This is a genomic window from Arthrobacter nitrophenolicus (genome assembly GCF_000332815.1).
GTDB lineage: Bacteria > Actinomycetota > Actinomycetes > Actinomycetales > Micrococcaceae > Arthrobacter > Arthrobacter nitrophenolicus.
This window is the reverse complement of the sequence record NZ_AOFD01000023.1, coordinates 45,512-61,782: the sequence shown is the minus strand read 5'-3', so window position 1 is coordinate 61,782 and position 16,271 is coordinate 45,512. Positions and strand designations below refer to the sequence as shown.

Genomic DNA, 16,271 nt, shown 5'->3' with positions numbered 1-16,271 from the left:
CCGACGGAACCACCGGCGGCAGCGGCGGCCTCGACGCAGGTGTCGACATCGGGATTGACCTGGGTATCGGCGTTATCGGTGGAGGTAGTGGCACCGAAACGCCGGGCACTGAGACCCCGGGCACTGAGACCCCGGGCACCGGCACTCCGGGTGACGGCAACACCGGCGGTGTCGGCACCGTCGATCCCGGCACGGACAACCCTGGCACCGATAACGGCGCCGGCAACGGTGATGGTTCCGACAACGGCACCACGGGCACGAACAACGGCGGCAACAGCGGAGGCACTGCCACCTCCGGTACCGGCGGCATTTCCGTAGCACCGGCGGGCTCCACCGCTGTTGGCGGAGCCATCGCAGCGGACACCACGCAGCGGAGCATGCAGTCCGGGAGCGCCTCTACCCTGGCAAACACGGGCATGGACGCCTCCCTGGTCCCGCTCGCCCTGCTGCTGCTCGTGGCCGGACTCCTGATGCTTCGCAAGCGCAAGGTGTCCTAGCAGCTCCCTTAGGAATCTGACAACGCCTGCACCCCTGCGCCTGACACGGCAGCAACCAGCAGGCTGAGGGAGAGGAGGACCGCCTAGACGCACCAAAATTCGACGCAAACATGTCCTCAGCACACATGTCCTTGTGGCTGGCGGTCCGGTGGCGAACGTTCCTAGTTCGCCTCCGGACCGCCGGTGTGCCCGCGCCGGCACGTCCGGGCCGATCGCTAGTTCTGCCGTAGCCCCCGTATAATTTTGAGTACGACAGTGCGGCAGCGCACCGGGAGGAACGGTCATGGTGGCGGAATCGCCTAGCTCCATTACGAATGAAGTGGTTGGCGGACGTTATCGGTTGGGTGAAGTTATTGGCCGTGGCGGAATGTCATCCGTCTATTGCGCCCGGGACGAAAACCTGGGCCGCGATGTAGCCTCAAGCTCTTCGCACCACAGGCGCCGGACGCCGATGAACTGAAGCGCCAGGAAGCGGAAATCCAGCTGCTGGCCACGCTGAATCATCCGGGCCTGGTCACTCTTTTTGACGCCGGCATCGATGACCGCATACCGGACGAGCCCCGGCCCTTCCTGACCATGGAACTGGTTGAGGGCCAGGACCTGCGGACCCGGATCCGGCACAGCACGGTCCCGCTGGAGGAGCTGGCAGTCATCGGCGCGGGCATCGCCGACGCCCTGGCATATGTCCACGGGCTCGGCATCATCCACCGGGACATCAAACCAGCCAACATCCTGCTGGTCCAGATCCGTCCCGGCGAACCGCTGCGCCCGAAGCTCACAGACTTCGGCATTGCCAGGATCGCCGATTCGACCCGGCTCACAGCTACCGGAACCATGGTGGGCACGGCCGCATACCTCAGTCCGGAACAGGCCATGGGACAGCCCCTCTCCCCCGCCTCCGACATCTACTCGCTGGGCCTCGTTCTTTTGGAATGCATCAAGGGCGCGGTGGAGTACCCGGGCGGCGCGGTGGAGTCGGCGGTTGCCCGCCTGCACCGCGCACCGGAGATCCCGGACGACGTCCCTTCCGAATGGGCTGACCTCATCCGTTCCATGACCGCCATCGAGCCCCTGGAACGGCCGGCCGCGGCAGACATCGAGATCGCGCTGCGGCAGGCTCTGGTATCGCCGGCTTCCACCCCCGGGGAACTGGCGCCGGAGACGACCAGGGTGCTGCCCGCCATGCCCTTCCACCCGCCGTCGATCACCGCCGAGGAATCGGTGGATGAAATCCGCGAGGCCGCTGCTTCCCCCGAAGAGCCCGCTCCTGCAGCAGCACACAAGGAACCCGTAGCATCCCCAACTGGGCCATCCGCCGCGCGACCCGCACCGGCACCGGCGGATGATCCTGCACTGGCATCCTCCTTGCACCCGCAAACCCGGACCAAGCGCTTTTGGCTGGCTGTGATCCTGGGGCTGGTGGTGGTTGCCGCAGCTGTAGCCGCGGTCATGATGACGCTCAACGCCCAGTCTCCCGCCGACGTCGTGCCCTATCCCGAGGTGACCGGCGTCCTGGGCGAGCATCTGGAAGAACTGCAGAAAAGCGTGGAACCGTGAGGTTAAGCCGCGGCAACCGGCTGGCGCTGGGCTGGTCGGCCGCTTTAGTGGCAGCAGGCCTGCTCACCGGCTGCGCTGCCGCGGAGACGGGACTGCAGCGTGACACCGCCCGCCAGCTCCAGGCCAGGGTCCTGGAGGTGACCCAGGCTTCATCGCAGAGCGACCCCGCGGCAGCGCTGACGGCGCTGGACGGGCTCGAGGCCGAGCTGGAGGCCGCCCAAGCGAGGGGCGGTATTTCCGAGGAGCGGCGGCGAAGCATCACCACCATCGCCACCGCTGTGCGTGCGGACATCGAGGATGCGATTGCCGCTGCGGAAAAGGCGGCAGCGGAGAAAGCTGCAGCCGAACAGGCCGCGACCCAGACTCCTCCCCCGGCCGTCCAGGAGCCGGCGCCATCTCCTGTGCCGGAGCCCCAGCCGCAGGAGGCCGGCAAGGACGACGACAAAAGGGGTGACAAAGGCAAGGGCAACGATTAAGCGGCCGCAGGCCGTGCTGGCATGCGGCCGACGGCAAGCCCTTCACCTGAAATGCTAAAGGAGGCGGTGCCCGGTTACCGGGACACCGCCTCCTTTGTCATTTACGCCTGCCGCAGCGAGGTCGTCACCTAGTTCAGGGTGGCGATGACCTTGTTCAGTGTGGCCGACGGGCGCATCACTGCCGAAGCCTTGGCGTCGTCCGGGTGGTAGTAGCCTCCGATGTCCACGGGCGAACCCTGGACCTCGGCCAGCTCGCCAACGATGGTGTCCTCCTTGGAGGTCAGCTCGTGGGCGACGGAGCTGAAGGCGGCGGCAAGGTCGGCGTCGTCCGTCTGCTTGGCCAGTTCCTCGGCCCAGTAGCGGGCCAGGAAGTAGTGGCTGCCCCGGTTGTCGAGCTCGCCGGCGCGGCGGCTCGGGGACTTGTTTTCCAGCAGGAAGGTGCCGGTGGCACGGTCCAGGGTGTCTGCCAGGACCTGTGCGCGGGCGTTGCCTGCGGTGGTGGCCAGGTGCTCGAAGCTCACGGCCAGGGCCAGGAATTCACCGAGGCTGTCCCAGCGCAGGTGGTTTTCCTTCAGCAGCTGCTGGACGTGCTTGGGTGCGGAGCCGCCGGCGCCGGTTTCGAAGAGGCCGCCGCCGTTCATCAGCGGAACAACGGAGAGCATCTTGGCGCTGGTGCCCAGTTCCAGGATGGGGAACAGGTCCGTGAGGTAGTCGCGGAGGACGTTGCCGGACACGGAGATGGTGTCCTGGCCCTTGCGGATCCGCTCGAGCGTGTAGGCGATGGCCTTGACCGGGGACATGATCTGGATGTCCAGGCCCTCGGTGTCGTGGTCCTTCAGGTACTCGTTCACCTTCGCGATGAGGTTGGCGTCGTGCGCGCGCTCCTCGTCCAGCCAGAACACAGCAGGGGTCTGGGAGGCGCGGGCGCGGGTGACGGCCAGCTTGACCCAGTCGCGGATGGGGAGGTCCTTGGTCTGGCAGGCGCGCCAGATGTCACCCTCGGCAACCTGGTGTTCGACCAGGACGTTCCCTGAGCCGTCAACGATCTGGACGGTTCCCGGTTCCTGGATTTCGAAGGTCTTGTCGTGGCTGCCGTATTCTTCGGCGGCCTGGGCCATGAGGCCAACGTTCGGAACGGTGCCCATGGTGGTGGGGTCGTAGGCGCCGTTGGCGCGGCAGTCATCGATGACCACCTGGTAGATCCCGGCGTAGGAGCTGTCCGGCAGCACGGCCAGGGTGTCGGCTTCCTTGCCGTCCGGGCCCCACATGTGGCCGGAGCTGCGGATCATGGCCGGCATGGACGCGTCCACGATGACGTCGGACGGGACGTTCAGGGTGGTGATGCCCTTGTCCGAGTCCACCATTGCGAGCGCGGGGCCATCCTCCATGCCCTTCTTGATGAGCGACTGGACGCCTTCGCGCACGTCCTCGGGCAGGTCCTCGAGGCTGCTCAGGATGGCGGCCAGGCCGTTGTTCGGGCTGATGCCGGCGGCGGCGAGCTGCTTGCCGTAGGTCTCGAAAAGCTCGGAGAAGTAGGCCTTGACCACGTGGCCGAAGATGATGGGGTCGGAAACCTTCATCATGGTGGCCTTCAGGTGTGCGGAGAACAGCACGCCCTCTTCCTTGGCGCGGGCAACCTGGGCCTTGAGGAATTCGTCCAGGGCGGCGGCGCGCATCACGGTGCCGTCGATGACCTCACCGGCCAGGACCGGGAACGCCTTCTTCAGGACCTTCACGGAGCCGTCCTCACGGACCAGCTGGATGGCGACGGTGCCCTCGGACTCGACAACCACGGACTTCTCGTTGGAACGGAAGTCGTCCTTGCCCATGGTGGCCACGTTGGTCTTGGAGTCTGCGGTCCAGGCCCCCATGGAGTGCGGGTTCTGGCGGGCGTAGTTCTTGACGGACAGCGGTGCGCGGCGGTCCGAGTTGCCCTCGCGCAGGACCGGGTTCACGGCGGAGCCCTTGATCTTGTCATAGCGGGAGCGGATGGCCGTCTCCTCGTCCGAGGAGGGGTTGTCCGGGTAGTCCGGCAGCGCGTAGCCCTGGCCCTGCAGCTCTGCAATGGCGGCCTTCAGCTGCGGGATGGATGCGCTGATGTTCGGCAGTTTGATGATGTTCGCTTCCGGCGTCTTCGCCAGTTCACCCAGTTCAGCAAGGGCGTCACCGATCTGCTGCTCCGGGGTGAGGTAGTCACCGAACACGGCGATGATGCGGCCGGCGAGCGAAATGTCGCGGGTCTCCACCTCCACACCTGCGGTCGAAGCAAACGCCTCGATGATGGGCAGGAACGAATAGGTAGCCAGCATCGGCGCTTCGTCGGTGTGGGTGTAGATAATCTTGGACATGCGCGGGCGTCTCCCTGTGGGTCGGCTTGGTTGTGAAATGTCGGTCTATTTCACCATCTACAACTTACCCGAGGACGCGGGTTTGAACCTTACTGGAGCCGCTTGATTACCCCGCGGTGAGCAGGATTACAGCGATGCAGAATGCCCGACGGCGGCACGCACCAAGGCGCCATCCCGCCGTCGTAATCCCTGCCCCATCCCGCCGGCGCACTCGGCGGGAAGCCCTACATGATACGTCACTACTATTTACAAACTTGTCATGTGACGGGTAAATTCGCTACGTCACTCTCCGGCCCGCACCGGGGCCGCTACCCCGTTCAGACAGGACACCAATGACACGCACCAGGTCTCTCGCCTCGGGCCTCCTGAGCCTTTCAGCCGCAGCCGTTCTGGCAGTTGCCACGGCTGGCGGAGCCTCGGCCGCGCCGGACGCCACAGATGACAAAAACACGCCGGCCACTGCCAGTGTCACCGTCGAGGACACCGGCGCGGCAGAGTACTGGACAGCAGACAAGATGAAGGCAGCCATCCCGGGCGACGTCCTGGCCGGCAAGGCCTTGGAGCGCGGCAACCGCTCCGCCGTCCCCGTCGAAAAGGGCAAGGGCTCGCAGGTCAGCCCCACTCGAGGCAAGCAGACCATCGCAGCCAGCGAAGCCCCGGTGAAGCACATCGGCAAGGTCTTCTTCACCCTGGGCGGCGCGAACTACGTATGCTCCGGCAACGCTGTCTCCTCGGTCAACGAGAGCACGGTGGCCACGGCAGGGCACTGCCTCAATGAAGGCCCGGGAGCATTCGCCACGAACTTCATCTTCGTTCCTGCCTATGAAAATGGTGCTGCCCCCTACGGCAAGTGGACGGCGCGGAAGTATTTCGCCCCCACCCAGTGGAGCGCAAACGGGGACATGGCCTACGACACCGGCTTCGCCGTCATGAACCAGTTAGGCGGCAAGAACCTGACTGACGTCGTCGGTGGCTCCGGCGTCGCCTTCAACCAGGCACGCGGGCTCACCTACAAGTCCTTCGGCTACCCCGCAGCCCGCCCCTTCAACGGCGAGACCCTGAAGAGCTGCACAGGAACGGCAAGCAACGACGCCAACAACCCGCAGTTCGGCACCCAGGGCATCCCCTGCGACATGACCGGCGGTTCCTCCGGCGGCCCGTGGTTCATCGGCACCAGCTCCTCCGGCGTCCAGAACTCGATCAACAGCTACGGCTACAGCGGCTCCAACGTCATGTACGGCCCGTACTGGGGCACGGTCATCCAGGCGACGTACCAAAGTGCAGCGATCTCCTAGCAGCGAGCCAGCCGGGGAGGGCTCCGTCACGCACGGAGACGCAGCCCAGACCCACGAGGAAATCCTCGAGTACTGGACAAAGCAGCGGATGGCAGAAGCCAGGCCCCGGGAGCTCCGGCTCCCGGCGGAGGGTCCGCGTCTCAAGCAGAGGGACGCGGACGCTGACAAAGCCGGGTCCTAGGACATGTGCCCCAACACGAACGACGGCGCTGCCCCCTACGCGGGGACAGGCGCCGTCGTTCGTTTAATTGGGCCCACGCCGTTAGGGGGCCGGTGGGGATCAGTGGAAGAAGTGGCGCGCACCGGTGAAGTACATGGTGATACCGGCCGCGTTGGCTGCCGCAATCACTTCGTCATCCCGGACGGAACCGCCGGGCTGCACCACGGCGCGGACGCCGGCGTCGATCAGGATCTGTAGCCCGTCGGCGAATGGGAAGAACGCGTCGGAGGCTGCCACGGCGCCGCGGGCGCGCTCAGGGGCGTTCGATCCGCTGGCGTTGGAGGCGCCGCCCGCACCGTCGACGTCGGACTCCACCGTCACGCCCAGCGTGTTGGCCCGCTCCACCGCCAGGCGGCAGGAGTCCAGGCGGTTGACCTGGCCCATGCCAATGCCGACGGCGGCACCGTCATTGGCGATCAGGATGGCGTTGGACTTCGCGGCCCGGCAGGCGGTCCACGCGAATGCGAGGTCCGCGAGGGTCTTCTCGTCCGCCGCCTCACCGGCGGCCAGGGTCCAGTTGGCGGGGTTGTCGCCGTCGGCGTCCACCTTGTCGGTGACCTGGACCAGCATGCCGCCGGAAACCTGGCGGAACTCGGTGGGGTACCGGCCGTAGCCCTCGGGCAGGGAGAGCAGGCGGATGTTCTTTTTCTTCGACAGGATCTCGACGGCTTCCGGCTCGAAGCCGGGCGCGATGACCACCTCGGTGAAGATGTCCTTGACGGTGTTGGCCATGCCGGCGGTGACCGGACGGTTGGCTGCGATCACGCCGCCAAACGCGGAAACGGGGTCGCAGGCGTGCGCCTTGGCGTGCGCATCGGCGATGGGGTCGGCGGCGTCCGCGGACCCCACGGCCACGCCGCAGGGGTTGGCGTGCTTGATGACGGCCACTGCGGGCTCACTGAAATCGAAGGCTGCGCGCAGGGCCGCGTCAGCGTCCACGAAGTTGTTGTAGCTCATGGCCTTGCCGTGCAGCTGGTCCGCCTGGGCGATGCCCACCGGGGCGGCCTTGTCCACGTAGAGCGCGGCCTGCTGGTGCGGGTTCTCGCCGTAGCGCAGGACCTCCGAGCGCTCCAGCGAGAGGCCGGCGTAGGCGGGCCAGTCGATGACGCCGTCGCCGTCCTCGTCCAGGAACTGGCTGGCCGTCCAGGTGGCCACGGCGTTGTCGTAGGAAGCGGTGTGGGCGAACGCCTTGGCGGCGAGCCGGCGCCGGGTCTTCAGGTCGAAGCCGCCCTCAGCGGCTGCGGCAACCACCTGGCCGTAGAAGGAGGGGTCCACCACAATGGCGACGGCGGCGTGGTTCTTCGCTGCCGACCGCACCATGGCGGGGCCGCCGATGTCGATCTGCTCGACGACGTCGTCCTGGGCCGCGCCGGACTTGACGGTTTCCACGAACGGGTAGAGGTTCACCACCACCAGGTCGAAGGGCTCGATCTCCATGCGGCTGAGCGTTTCCATGTGGGCGGGGACGCGGCGGTCCGCCAGGATACCGCCGTGGACGCGCGGGTGCAGCGTCTTGACGCGGCCGTCCAGCATCTCCGGTGAACCGGTGACTTCCTCAACCTCCTGCACGGGAATGCCCGCGGCGGCGATCTTCTTGGCCGTGGAACCGGTGGAGACCAGCTTCACTCCCGCTGCGTGCAGGCCCTGGGCGAGTTCCTCCAGACCGGTCTTGTCGTAAACCGAGATCAGCGCCCGGCGGATGGGAACACGGTCAATGGATACGCGCTCATGCTGCGTGAAGCTCACAAATGTCTCCGTCTTATCTCGCGGAACAGTGCCGCGGTTGGTGGGGATAGGCCCAGTTTATCGCGAAGCGCAGGTTGCCCCGCGTGTCCGCCTGAGTGTGAACGCCCCCGGGCGCGGCTAGAGTTTTCCCAGGAGGCTGCGATGAATACTTACACCACTGTGCCCAGCGGCGAACAGGTGGTCCAGGAACTGCCCTGGCGATGGAAAGTCCAGGGCAGGATCTTCCTGATCGGCGGGCTCGGGTTCATGTTCGATGCCTGGGATGTGACCCTGAACGGCATCCTCATTCCGCTGCTCTCCACGCATTGGGCACTGACACCGGGTGAAGTGGCATGGGTGGGAACATCCAACCTCATCGGCATGGCCCTCGGCGCCTTCGTCTGGGGCACCATCGCGGACACCATTGGACGCAAGAAGGCATTCACGGCCACGCTGCTGATCTTCTCGCTCTTCACCGTGTTCGGCGCCTTCTCCCCCGACTTCATTTGGTTCTGCGTGTTCCGGTTCATGGCCGGCTTTGGCCTGGGCGGGTGCATTCCCGTGGACTATGCACTGGTGGGCGAGTTCACGCCGCGGAAGCAGCGCGGCAAGGTGCTGACGGCCATGGACGGCTGGTGGCCCATTGGAGCCGCCCTCGCCGGCTTCGTGTCGGCCGGCCTGGTGGCCCTGTACGGCGACTGGCGGCTGACCATGCTGGTGATGGTCCTGCCCGCACTGCTCGTCTTCTGGGTCCGGCGGAGCGTGCCCGAGTCGCCGCTGTTCCTGATCCGCCAGGGCAGGCGGGAGGAAGCCGCAAAAGTCATCGACGGCCTGGTGGAAGCAACCGGGGCCGAGCCCCGCGCCTACAGCCTGCCGGATGCCAAGGACGTCCCGCGGCTCTCGGCCGGCAGCGCGTGGACCCAGCTGCGGTCCGTGTGGCAGTTCAACTGGAAGATCACCGCTGCGGCATGGGCGTTGTTCTTCAGCATCCTGCTGGTCTACTACCTGTCCCTGACCTGGATGCCGCGGATCCTGATCGGCGCCGGCTTCGCCGAGTACAAGGCGTTCGTGACCACCGCGTCCATGGCCGCCGTGGGACTGCTGGGCGTCATCGTCGCCGCGCTCCTGGTGGAGCGGGTGGGCCGAAAGTGGATCCTTGCCATCACCGGCCCGCTGTCCGCGCTGACCCTGGTGATCGTGGCGTTCGTGGTGGACATCCCCACGGCGGCGGTGTTCTGGCTGCTGGTGTTCGGGTTCGTGGTGCAGGTGGCCATCCCGGTGCTGTACGCCTACGTGTCCGAGCTCTACCCCACCGAGCTGCGCGGCTCCGGCTTCGGCTGGGCGTCCACGTTCTCACGGCTTGGGGCAGGTTTCGGACCGCTCATCTTCGCCAACTACTTTTGGCCGGAGCTGGGCCTCGCAACATCCTTCGCCCTGGCCGGCGGACTGGTGCTGCTGGCCGTACTGTGGATGGCGTTCTTCTCCCCCGAGACCAAGCAGCGCCGCCTCGAGTAAAGGCTGCCTTCGACGCGCAAATCCGCTGCCGACACGCATATGCATGTGCGCACCGTATATTTCAGTTGCGCCCGTGCATGTGAGCGTCGAAAAGTAACCTGCGCGTCGACGGCGGGTCAGGGGTCCGGGTCAGGTCCCCGGGTCAGGCTTGGGCGGCGGCGAGGTCTGCCAGCGTGGAGACCAGGAGCCGGCGCTCCACCACCTTGATGCGTTCGTGCAGGGTTTCCTCAGTGTCGCCGTCCTCGACGGCCACGGCTTCCTGGGCGATGATGGGGCCCGTGTCCACGCCGGCGTCGGCCCAGTGCACCGTGCAGCCGGTGACTTTCACGCCGTACGCCATCGCTTCCCGCACACCGTGGGCCCCGGGGAACGCCGGCAGCAGCGCCGGGTGGGTGTTCAGGTATTTGCCGTTGAACGCGTCGATGAACTCAGGACTCACGATCCGCATGAACCCGGAAGACACCACAACATCCGGTTCGAAGGCAGCCACAGCTTTGGTGAGCGCGCTGTTCCACTCCGCGCGGTCCGGGTAGGCCTTGAAGTCCACCACGAACGTGGGGATGCCGGCGGCTGCGGAGCGTTCCACGCCGTAGGTCCCCGGGCGGTCGGCCCCCACGGCGGCGATTTCGACGTCCAGTTCGCCGGCCTTCACCGCATCAATTACTGCCTGGAGATTGGACCCGGTGCCGGAAACGAGGACTACGATGCGCATTGGTCTAGCTTATGGGCAGCCTCGCGTAGGCTGGAAAACATGAACAGCAACCCCGAACCGGCGCAGCAGCAGCGGACCAGAGCTCCGCTCAGCGAGGCGGCAAAAGCCTCGCTCGCCAGGACCCACACGCTGTTCCGGATGTTCGTCGTCTCGGTCCTGGGCGCGTTCTTCGTCTACCAGCTGGACGTCAACTACCTCTGGCTCACGGCCATCCTCACGGCCGCCAGCCTGGCCCTGGGCGTGGTCCTGCTGGTCCGGGCAGTGCGGTTGCGGGAGTCCAAGCTCGTCCTCATCGGGACCATCTCGGGGATGGTGGTCTCGGCCATCCTGGTGCTGCTGATCGTCGTGACGGCGGTGTTCTTCGACGAGATCCGCGAATATCAGGCGTGCGTGGGCCGGGCGCTGACGGACCAGGCCCAGACTGCCTGCCGCATACAGCTTGAGAAGTCGCTGCCCGCGCAGCTTCCCTAGCATCTACCCCGGGCGTCCACTTCAGTGGACCAGTTCGGCGTCCTCTTCTTTGGCGGCCCGCTCGCGTTCCAGCCAGGGACCCGCTGCATAGCCAATCACGACGCCGGCACCCACCTCGGCGGCCACCCAGACTCCCGTCCACAACGGGTCCGGGCCGATCTCCGTCAGCCGCCCGATGCCTGCCGAACCACGGGCCAGCCAGGCCGCCGCCATAGCCAGCAGCCCGGCAGCCAGCCCGGTCAGCACGCCAAGCACCAGGGTGGAGATGGAGGCCGTGAACCAGCGCGCCCGGATCTTGATGGCAAGCCACTCGTCAAAATGGTTCTCGCCTTCCCGGAGGAACCACCACCCCGCCAGGACGCCGGCCAGCACCGGGACGATCAGGGCAACGACGGCATAATCGAGCGGCCCGCTCGGAATGGCCGCCAGCACGGGGATGGAGGGCAGCGGTCCGACGGCGGTGCCGAGGGGACCCACCTGCGAGCCGACCCCCATGGCAAAACCCGCCCCGGACGTCCATGCGAGGGCGAAGACCACCAGGTTGGGCAGGTAGCCAAGCTGCGCAACGGTGAGGGCCGCACCTCCGATGGCGCCGGCGTCGAGCGCTTCATAAACGGCGACCACCAGGTTCCAGTGGATGAACAAGTCCACGGCCAGCAGCGCCGAGGCAAGCGCCAGGGCGGACACCACGGCCACAAAGCCGGCCTTGGCAGCGGAAGCCAAGTAGGAGCCCGCCCAGCGGGAATGCTGGCTGGTGCGTGAGATCCAGTCCACAGCGTCGACGCTGATCAGCCGGCTCCAGGACCCGGCCTCGCGGCGGGCGCCGATCACCATTCCCAGGGCGTAGGGAACCAGGGGAACCAGCATGGCGTGCCCCAGGTTGATGCCGACGTCCGCTGTGCGGCATACGAATCCGGTGGCCGCACCGAAGGCGGAGTAGACAAGCCACGATCCCAGCAGCGCCTGCCAGAGCTGGTCCGTGTAGGACGCCCGCGCCAGGCGCCGGCCCGCACGCCACGCCAGCAGGAACGGGATCAGGGTCAGCCCCAGGGGAACGAGTGTCAGGAGGCCGGCGTCACCGTGCGCGGCGGTGTCCGACCCCGCGGCCGTGAGCGCGAGCGGCACACCGTGGACCAGCAGCCAGGACTGCCCGGCGAGCCGGGCCAGGGTGTCGAAATGCCCGTCCTGGAAGCCTGCGGTGGCCCAGACGGCAATGATCGGCGCGATCACCACCAGCGCGGAAATGACAGCCGCCTGGGCTGTTTCGAGGGCACCCTGCAGCCACAGGGGCATGGGGAGGCCACGGTCTCCGGTCTGGTCGGCGCGCAGTTTCATCGTGTTCCATGGTGTCACGGCGGGTCCGCCAGGCCTGGAAGCGACAGGCTTGCGGCCAGCATCAACCGCTGGTTGCACGGCTTTTCCCGGCGCTTTTTAGCAGGGTCCGCCGTAAAATGGGATTTACTGCAAACACCGGCACCCCCAGGGTGCCTCGAGAGTACGGCTGGTCTCCGTCCGGTGAACGAACAGCGGCATCGAGAGCAGGCCGGCGAGGGCCCGGAAACCGTAAGCCGGGAAACAGGAGCCGCGAATGAGAGATGAACACTAAGTTCTGAAGATATTCGTCCTACTGGCTGGTGCAGCCGCCGTTTCGGCGGAGGCTGCACCAGCGTTTTTCTGAATTCTGCAAGCACGGCGACGCCGGGAGCCTCCAAGTAGGCTCCCGGCGTCGACTGTTCTTACTTCCGTTACTCAGAGGCGGCGGTCGCGGTCCACGCCGTCAGCGTCAATGTGTTCCTTGCGGACTTCCTCATCGACCCGGACCTCGTCCTGGACAACGTCCTTGTCGAGGCGGACCCGTTCCACCGGCACGGTTTCCTTCTCGACCACGGGGCGCTCCTCGTGCAGGGTCACCTCGTGCTCTTCTTCGCTGATGTCCGGTCCGCGCATCGCATCGCCGCGGTTGGCGTCGGTGACGGGTTCGCGCTCCAGGCGGACTTCCTCACGCTGCACAGGGACGGTCTTGGTGACGTGTTCCGTGGTGACATACTTCCGCAGCCGCGCCCGGCCTGCAGTTTCGCGCTCGGTGCCAACGTGGAGCCGTTCCTCGGAACGGGTCATCGCGTCGTCGGTATTGGGGCCTGAGGTGTCATGGCCCACCGTGCCCCTGTCGCGGTCAGTGAGGTCGCGGTCAGTGAGATCCCGGTCCCGGCCGATGCCGGCCGTCGGGGTACCGGCGTTGAGGTCGGCGTCGCCCTGGAGGTCCACGTCGTCCCGGGCGTCGGAGTAGGTGCGGGCGCCGCGGTCGTAGTGGGTGTAGAGGCGGTCCTCTTCCTCGGGGGTGAGGTGGCCGTCCACGTCCACGCGCGGTGCGTCCTTGACGTGTTCCTTGGTGTACGGAACCACCAGGTCATCGCCCTGGGTGTGCGCGCCTTCAACGGGAACGAAGGACTGGGAGGTGCCGAAAAGTCCCGTCTTTACGGTGACCCACGTCGGTTCACCCGTATCGTCGTCCGCGTACAGCTGGCCGATCGAGCCGATCTTCTCGCCGTCGGAGCCGACGACGTTGCCGTTCCTGTTGAGCAGGTCTTCAATGTTTTCCCGGTTGAGCATGACGTCTCCTTGGATGTGTCGTTGCACTTGGGTCTCGCCAGCTGTGGATGGTCCGGCACGGGGGTTCCCGTGCCGGACACCGCCCCGGCTGCTTGAGGCTGTGAGTACTGGCTGCCCCACTACCGTAAGCATGCTTATCATCAATTGCAAAGCCTACTTAGTAATTTTTTTGAACCGGACCTTCTGCCGTTCACCCAAGCTTTCCCTCCGGGTCACGCGTTCTCCCCCGCTACGTTAGGCCGGCACCCACGGTGGAGGGGTGAGGATCGCAATTGTTGCTGAATCATTCCTGCCGCTGATGAACGGTGTGACGCACTCCATCCTTAGGGTGTTGGACCACCTGCAGGACCGGGGCGACGACGTCCTGGTCATTGCGCCATCCACCCAGGACGGGGAAACACCGGACCAGGTCAAGGGTGCCGCGGTCCACCGCCTGCCCGCCGTGCCGCTGGCGGGATACACGAACGTCCGGGTGGCGATGGGCGGTGTGTACCGGGTCAAGAGAATCCTTGCCGATTACGCACCGGACGTGGTCCACCTAGCCTCGCCGTTTGTCCTCGGCTGGCGGGCGGCGCAGGCAGCGCACCAGCTGGGGATCCCCACCGTGGCCATCTACCAGACCGAAGTTCCCAGCTACGCCGCCCGGTATGGGGTTCCGTTCCTGGAGAACTGGGCCTGGAACCGGGTCGAGAACATCCATCTGTTGGCCTCCCGCACCCTGGCGCCGTCCACGTTCGCGCTGAACCAGTTGCGCGGCCGCGGCATCCCCCGCGTGCAGATGTGGCGCCGCGGGGTGGATACCGCCCGGTTTTCGCCGGCAAAGCGCGACGACGGGTGGCGGGCTTCGGTGGCCCCCGGCGGCCAGCGGATCATCGGCTACGTGGGCAGGCTCGCCGTCGAGAAGCAGGTTGAGGACCTCGCAGCCCTGGCAGGGATTCCCAACACGAAACTGGTGATCGTGGGCGACGGTCCCCAGCGGGCCGCCCTGGAGGAGGCCCTGCCGGACGCGGCCTTCACCGGGTTCCTGGGCGGCGAGGACCTGGCACGCGCCGTGGCGTCCTTCGACCTGTTCGTCCATCCCGGCGAGTTCGAGACGTTCTGCCAGACCATCCAGGAGGCTATGGCATCGGGGGTACCGGTGGTGGCCACGGGCCGCGGCGGCCCCCTGGACCTGGTGGAGAATTCCCGGACGGGCTGGCTCTACGAACCAGGCGACCTGTCCGCCCTGCGCGCCCGGGTCCTGGACCTGATGGGTGACGACGCCAAACGCCGGGCGTTCGCCACTATGGCCCACGCAGCGGTGCAGGACAGGACCTGGCCTGCCCTCTGCGCCGAACTGGTCAACCATTACAACGACGTGCTGGCGGAAGCACCGGCAGGACGGGCATCCGGTTCATGGACATCCGTTTCAAAGACAGGGGCAGCTCAGTGAAAATCTCGGTCATTGGCTGCGGCTACCTTGGTGCCGTCCACGCCGCCACCCTGGCATCCATGGGCCACACGGTGGTGGGTATCGACGTCGATCCCGCCAAAGTTGAACAATTGGGCCGCGGGGCCGCCCCCTTCCATGAGCCGGGACTGGACGAACTGCTCCGGGACGGGCGCAGCAACGGCAGGCTGCGCTTCTCCAGCGATGCCGCCGACGCGAAGGATGCGCAGGTCCACTTCCTTTGTGTAGGGACTCCCCAGGACAAAACGTCCGACGCCGCCGACCTCACCTTCCTGGTTTCCGCCGCGAGAACGCTGCTGCCGCACCTTGCCGCGGGCGCCGTCGTCGTCGGTAAATCCACCGTGCCGGTGGGCACGGTGGAGATGCTCCGCGGAGTCCTGGCCCGGCGGCCGGACGTGCTGCTGGGCTGGAACCCCGAATTCCTCCGGCAGGGCACCGCGGTGAAGGACTCGCTGGTGCCGGACCGGCTGGTCTATGGAGTGGACGGCGGCCGGGGCGCCGCCTTCAATCCGTCAACCGGCGCGCCGCTGGGCGTGACAGCCGCGCTGGACGCGGTGTATGAGCCGCTGCTCCGTGCCGGGATTCCACGGCTGGTCTGCAATTTCGCGACGGCGGAACTTATCAAGTCGGCAGCGAACGCCTACCTGGCCACCAAGGTCAGCTTCATCAACGCCGTGGCCGAACTCTGCGACGCCTCCGGGGCGGACGTGGGCGAACTCAGCGAGGCGATGGGCCTGGACCCAAGGATCGGGAACCGGTACCTGCATGCCGGGCTGGGGTTCGGCGGCGGCTGCCTGCCCAAGGACATCCGCAGCTTCCGGTCGCAGGCAGCCGGTCACGGCGTCGCCGCCGTGGAGGACTGGATGCGCCTGGTGGATGCGGTGAACCTCGGGCAGCGGTCCCGGACGGTGGACCTGGCAGCGGAGCTCTGTGGCGGAACCCTGGCCGGCCGGTCGGTGACCGTGCTGGGGGCGTCCTTCAAACCGGACACTGATGATATCCGCGACTCGCCAGCCTTGACGTGGCGGACAGGCTCGCGGCCGCAGGGGCACACGTGACCGTGACGGATCCCAAAGCCGTCAACCATGCCTGGCGGCGGTACCCCCGGCTGCGGTTCGAAACCTCCACCGGGCGCGCGCTGGAGGGCGCGGAGCTGGTGCTGCTTCTGACCGAATGGGACGAATACCGGCAGCTCTCCCCCAGCGCTGCGGGCGGGCTGGTCCGACGGCGGGTGGTGCTGGACGCACGCAACGTGCTGGACGCCGATGCCTGGCGGGCTGGTGGCTGGGTTGTGCGCGGCCTCGGCACGAATGCCGGGATGCCTACAGGCGGCGCCGCACCCGCGACCACCGCTCCTGCCACCGACCGCGTCCCGGCCTCCCGGGCACGGTAGGC

General features: G+C 66.8%; 10 protein-coding genes and 3 pseudogenes. 8 read left to right on the top strand and 5 right to left on the bottom strand.

Annotated elements, in window-relative coordinates:
* The 3 genes and pseudogenes from G205_RS21735 to G205_RS10300 all read left to right on the top strand — a co-directional run.
* Window positions 1-497: pseudogene (locus G205_RS21735) on the top strand (hypothetical protein); the annotation flags it as partial.
* 283 nt (window positions 498-780) lie between these two features.
* A pseudogene (locus G205_RS10305) lies at window positions 781-2,054 on the top strand (serine/threonine-protein kinase).
* Window positions 2,051-2,530 (top strand): hypothetical protein, encoded by a 480-nt coding sequence (locus G205_RS10300; RefSeq protein WP_009372963.1) that lies wholly within the window; start codon window positions 2,051-2,053, stop codon window positions 2,528-2,530. Before G205_RS10305 ends, G205_RS10300 begins: the two are co-directional and overlap by 4 nt.
* Before the next feature lie 128 nt (window positions 2,531-2,658).
* On the opposite strand, the gene G205_RS10295 is transcribed toward G205_RS10300, so the two are convergent.
* Complete coding sequence (locus tag G205_RS10295; protein ID WP_009372962.1) at window positions 2,659-4,878, bottom strand: NADP-dependent isocitrate dehydrogenase; 2,220 nt, start codon at window positions 4,876-4,878, stop codon at window positions 2,659-2,661.
* Between the two features lie 332 nt (window positions 4,879-5,210).
* Here G205_RS10295 and G205_RS10290 point away from each other — a divergent pair, with 332 nt between their 5' ends.
* The gene (locus G205_RS10290) at window positions 5,211-6,173 is read left to right on the top strand and encodes a trypsin-like serine peptidase (RefSeq protein WP_009372961.1); all 963 of its coding nucleotides are present in this window, start codon (window positions 5,211-5,213) and stop codon (window positions 6,171-6,173) included.
* A 280-nt stretch (window positions 6,174-6,453) separates the two neighbouring features.
* Here G205_RS10290 and purH read toward each other — a convergent pair whose 3' ends face one another.
* Window positions 6,454-8,139: a bifunctional phosphoribosylaminoimidazolecarboxamide formyltransferase/IMP cyclohydrolase gene (purH, locus tag G205_RS10280; protein WP_009372959.1), complete on the bottom strand. Its 1,686-nt coding sequence runs from the start codon at window positions 8,137-8,139 to the stop codon at window positions 6,454-6,456.
* A gap of 141 nt (window positions 8,140-8,280) precedes the next feature.
* On the opposite strand from purH, the gene G205_RS10275 reads away from it, so the two are divergent.
* Entirely contained in the window at window positions 8,281-9,633 is a 1,353-nt protein-coding gene (locus tag G205_RS10275) for an MFS transporter (RefSeq protein ID WP_009372958.1), read from the top strand.
* Window positions 9,634-9,775: 142 nt separating this feature from the next.
* On the opposite strand, the gene purN is transcribed toward G205_RS10275, so the two are convergent.
* On the bottom strand, window positions 9,776-10,345 hold the full coding sequence (gene purN, locus G205_RS10270; protein WP_009372957.1) for a phosphoribosylglycinamide formyltransferase: 570 nt from the start codon (window positions 10,343-10,345) through the stop codon (window positions 9,776-9,778).
* Between the two features lie 39 nt (window positions 10,346-10,384).
* Here purN and G205_RS10265 point away from each other — a divergent pair, with 39 nt between their 5' ends.
* On the top strand, window positions 10,385-10,816 hold the full coding sequence (locus G205_RS10265) for a hypothetical protein (RefSeq protein WP_009372956.1): 432 nt from the start codon (window positions 10,385-10,387) through the stop codon (window positions 10,814-10,816).
* 21 nt (window positions 10,817-10,837) lie between these two features.
* Here the strand turns inward: G205_RS10265 and G205_RS10260 are convergent, their stop codons facing one another.
* Window positions 10,838-12,151, bottom strand: coding sequence for a cell division protein PerM (locus G205_RS10260; RefSeq protein WP_009372955.1), 1,314 nt, complete (start codon window positions 12,149-12,151; stop codon window positions 10,838-10,840).
* Window positions 12,152-12,565: 414 nt separating this feature from the next.
* Window positions 12,566-13,426 carry a PRC and DUF2382 domain-containing protein gene (locus G205_RS10255; RefSeq protein ID WP_009372954.1) on the bottom strand — a complete coding sequence of 287 codons (861 nt, stop codon included), beginning with the start codon at window positions 13,424-13,426 and terminating at the stop codon, window positions 12,566-12,568.
* 259 nt (window positions 13,427-13,685) lie between these two features.
* Here G205_RS10255 and G205_RS10250 point away from each other — a divergent pair, with 259 nt between their 5' ends.
* Window positions 13,686-14,858, top strand: coding sequence for a glycosyltransferase family 4 protein (locus G205_RS10250; protein ID WP_009372953.1), 1,173 nt, complete (start codon window positions 13,686-13,688; stop codon window positions 14,856-14,858).
* Window positions 14,855-16,269, top strand: a pseudogene (locus tag G205_RS10245) (UDP-glucose dehydrogenase family protein). Before G205_RS10250 ends, G205_RS10245 begins: the two are co-directional and overlap by 4 nt.
* Window positions 16,270-16,271: the final 2 nt, after the last annotated feature.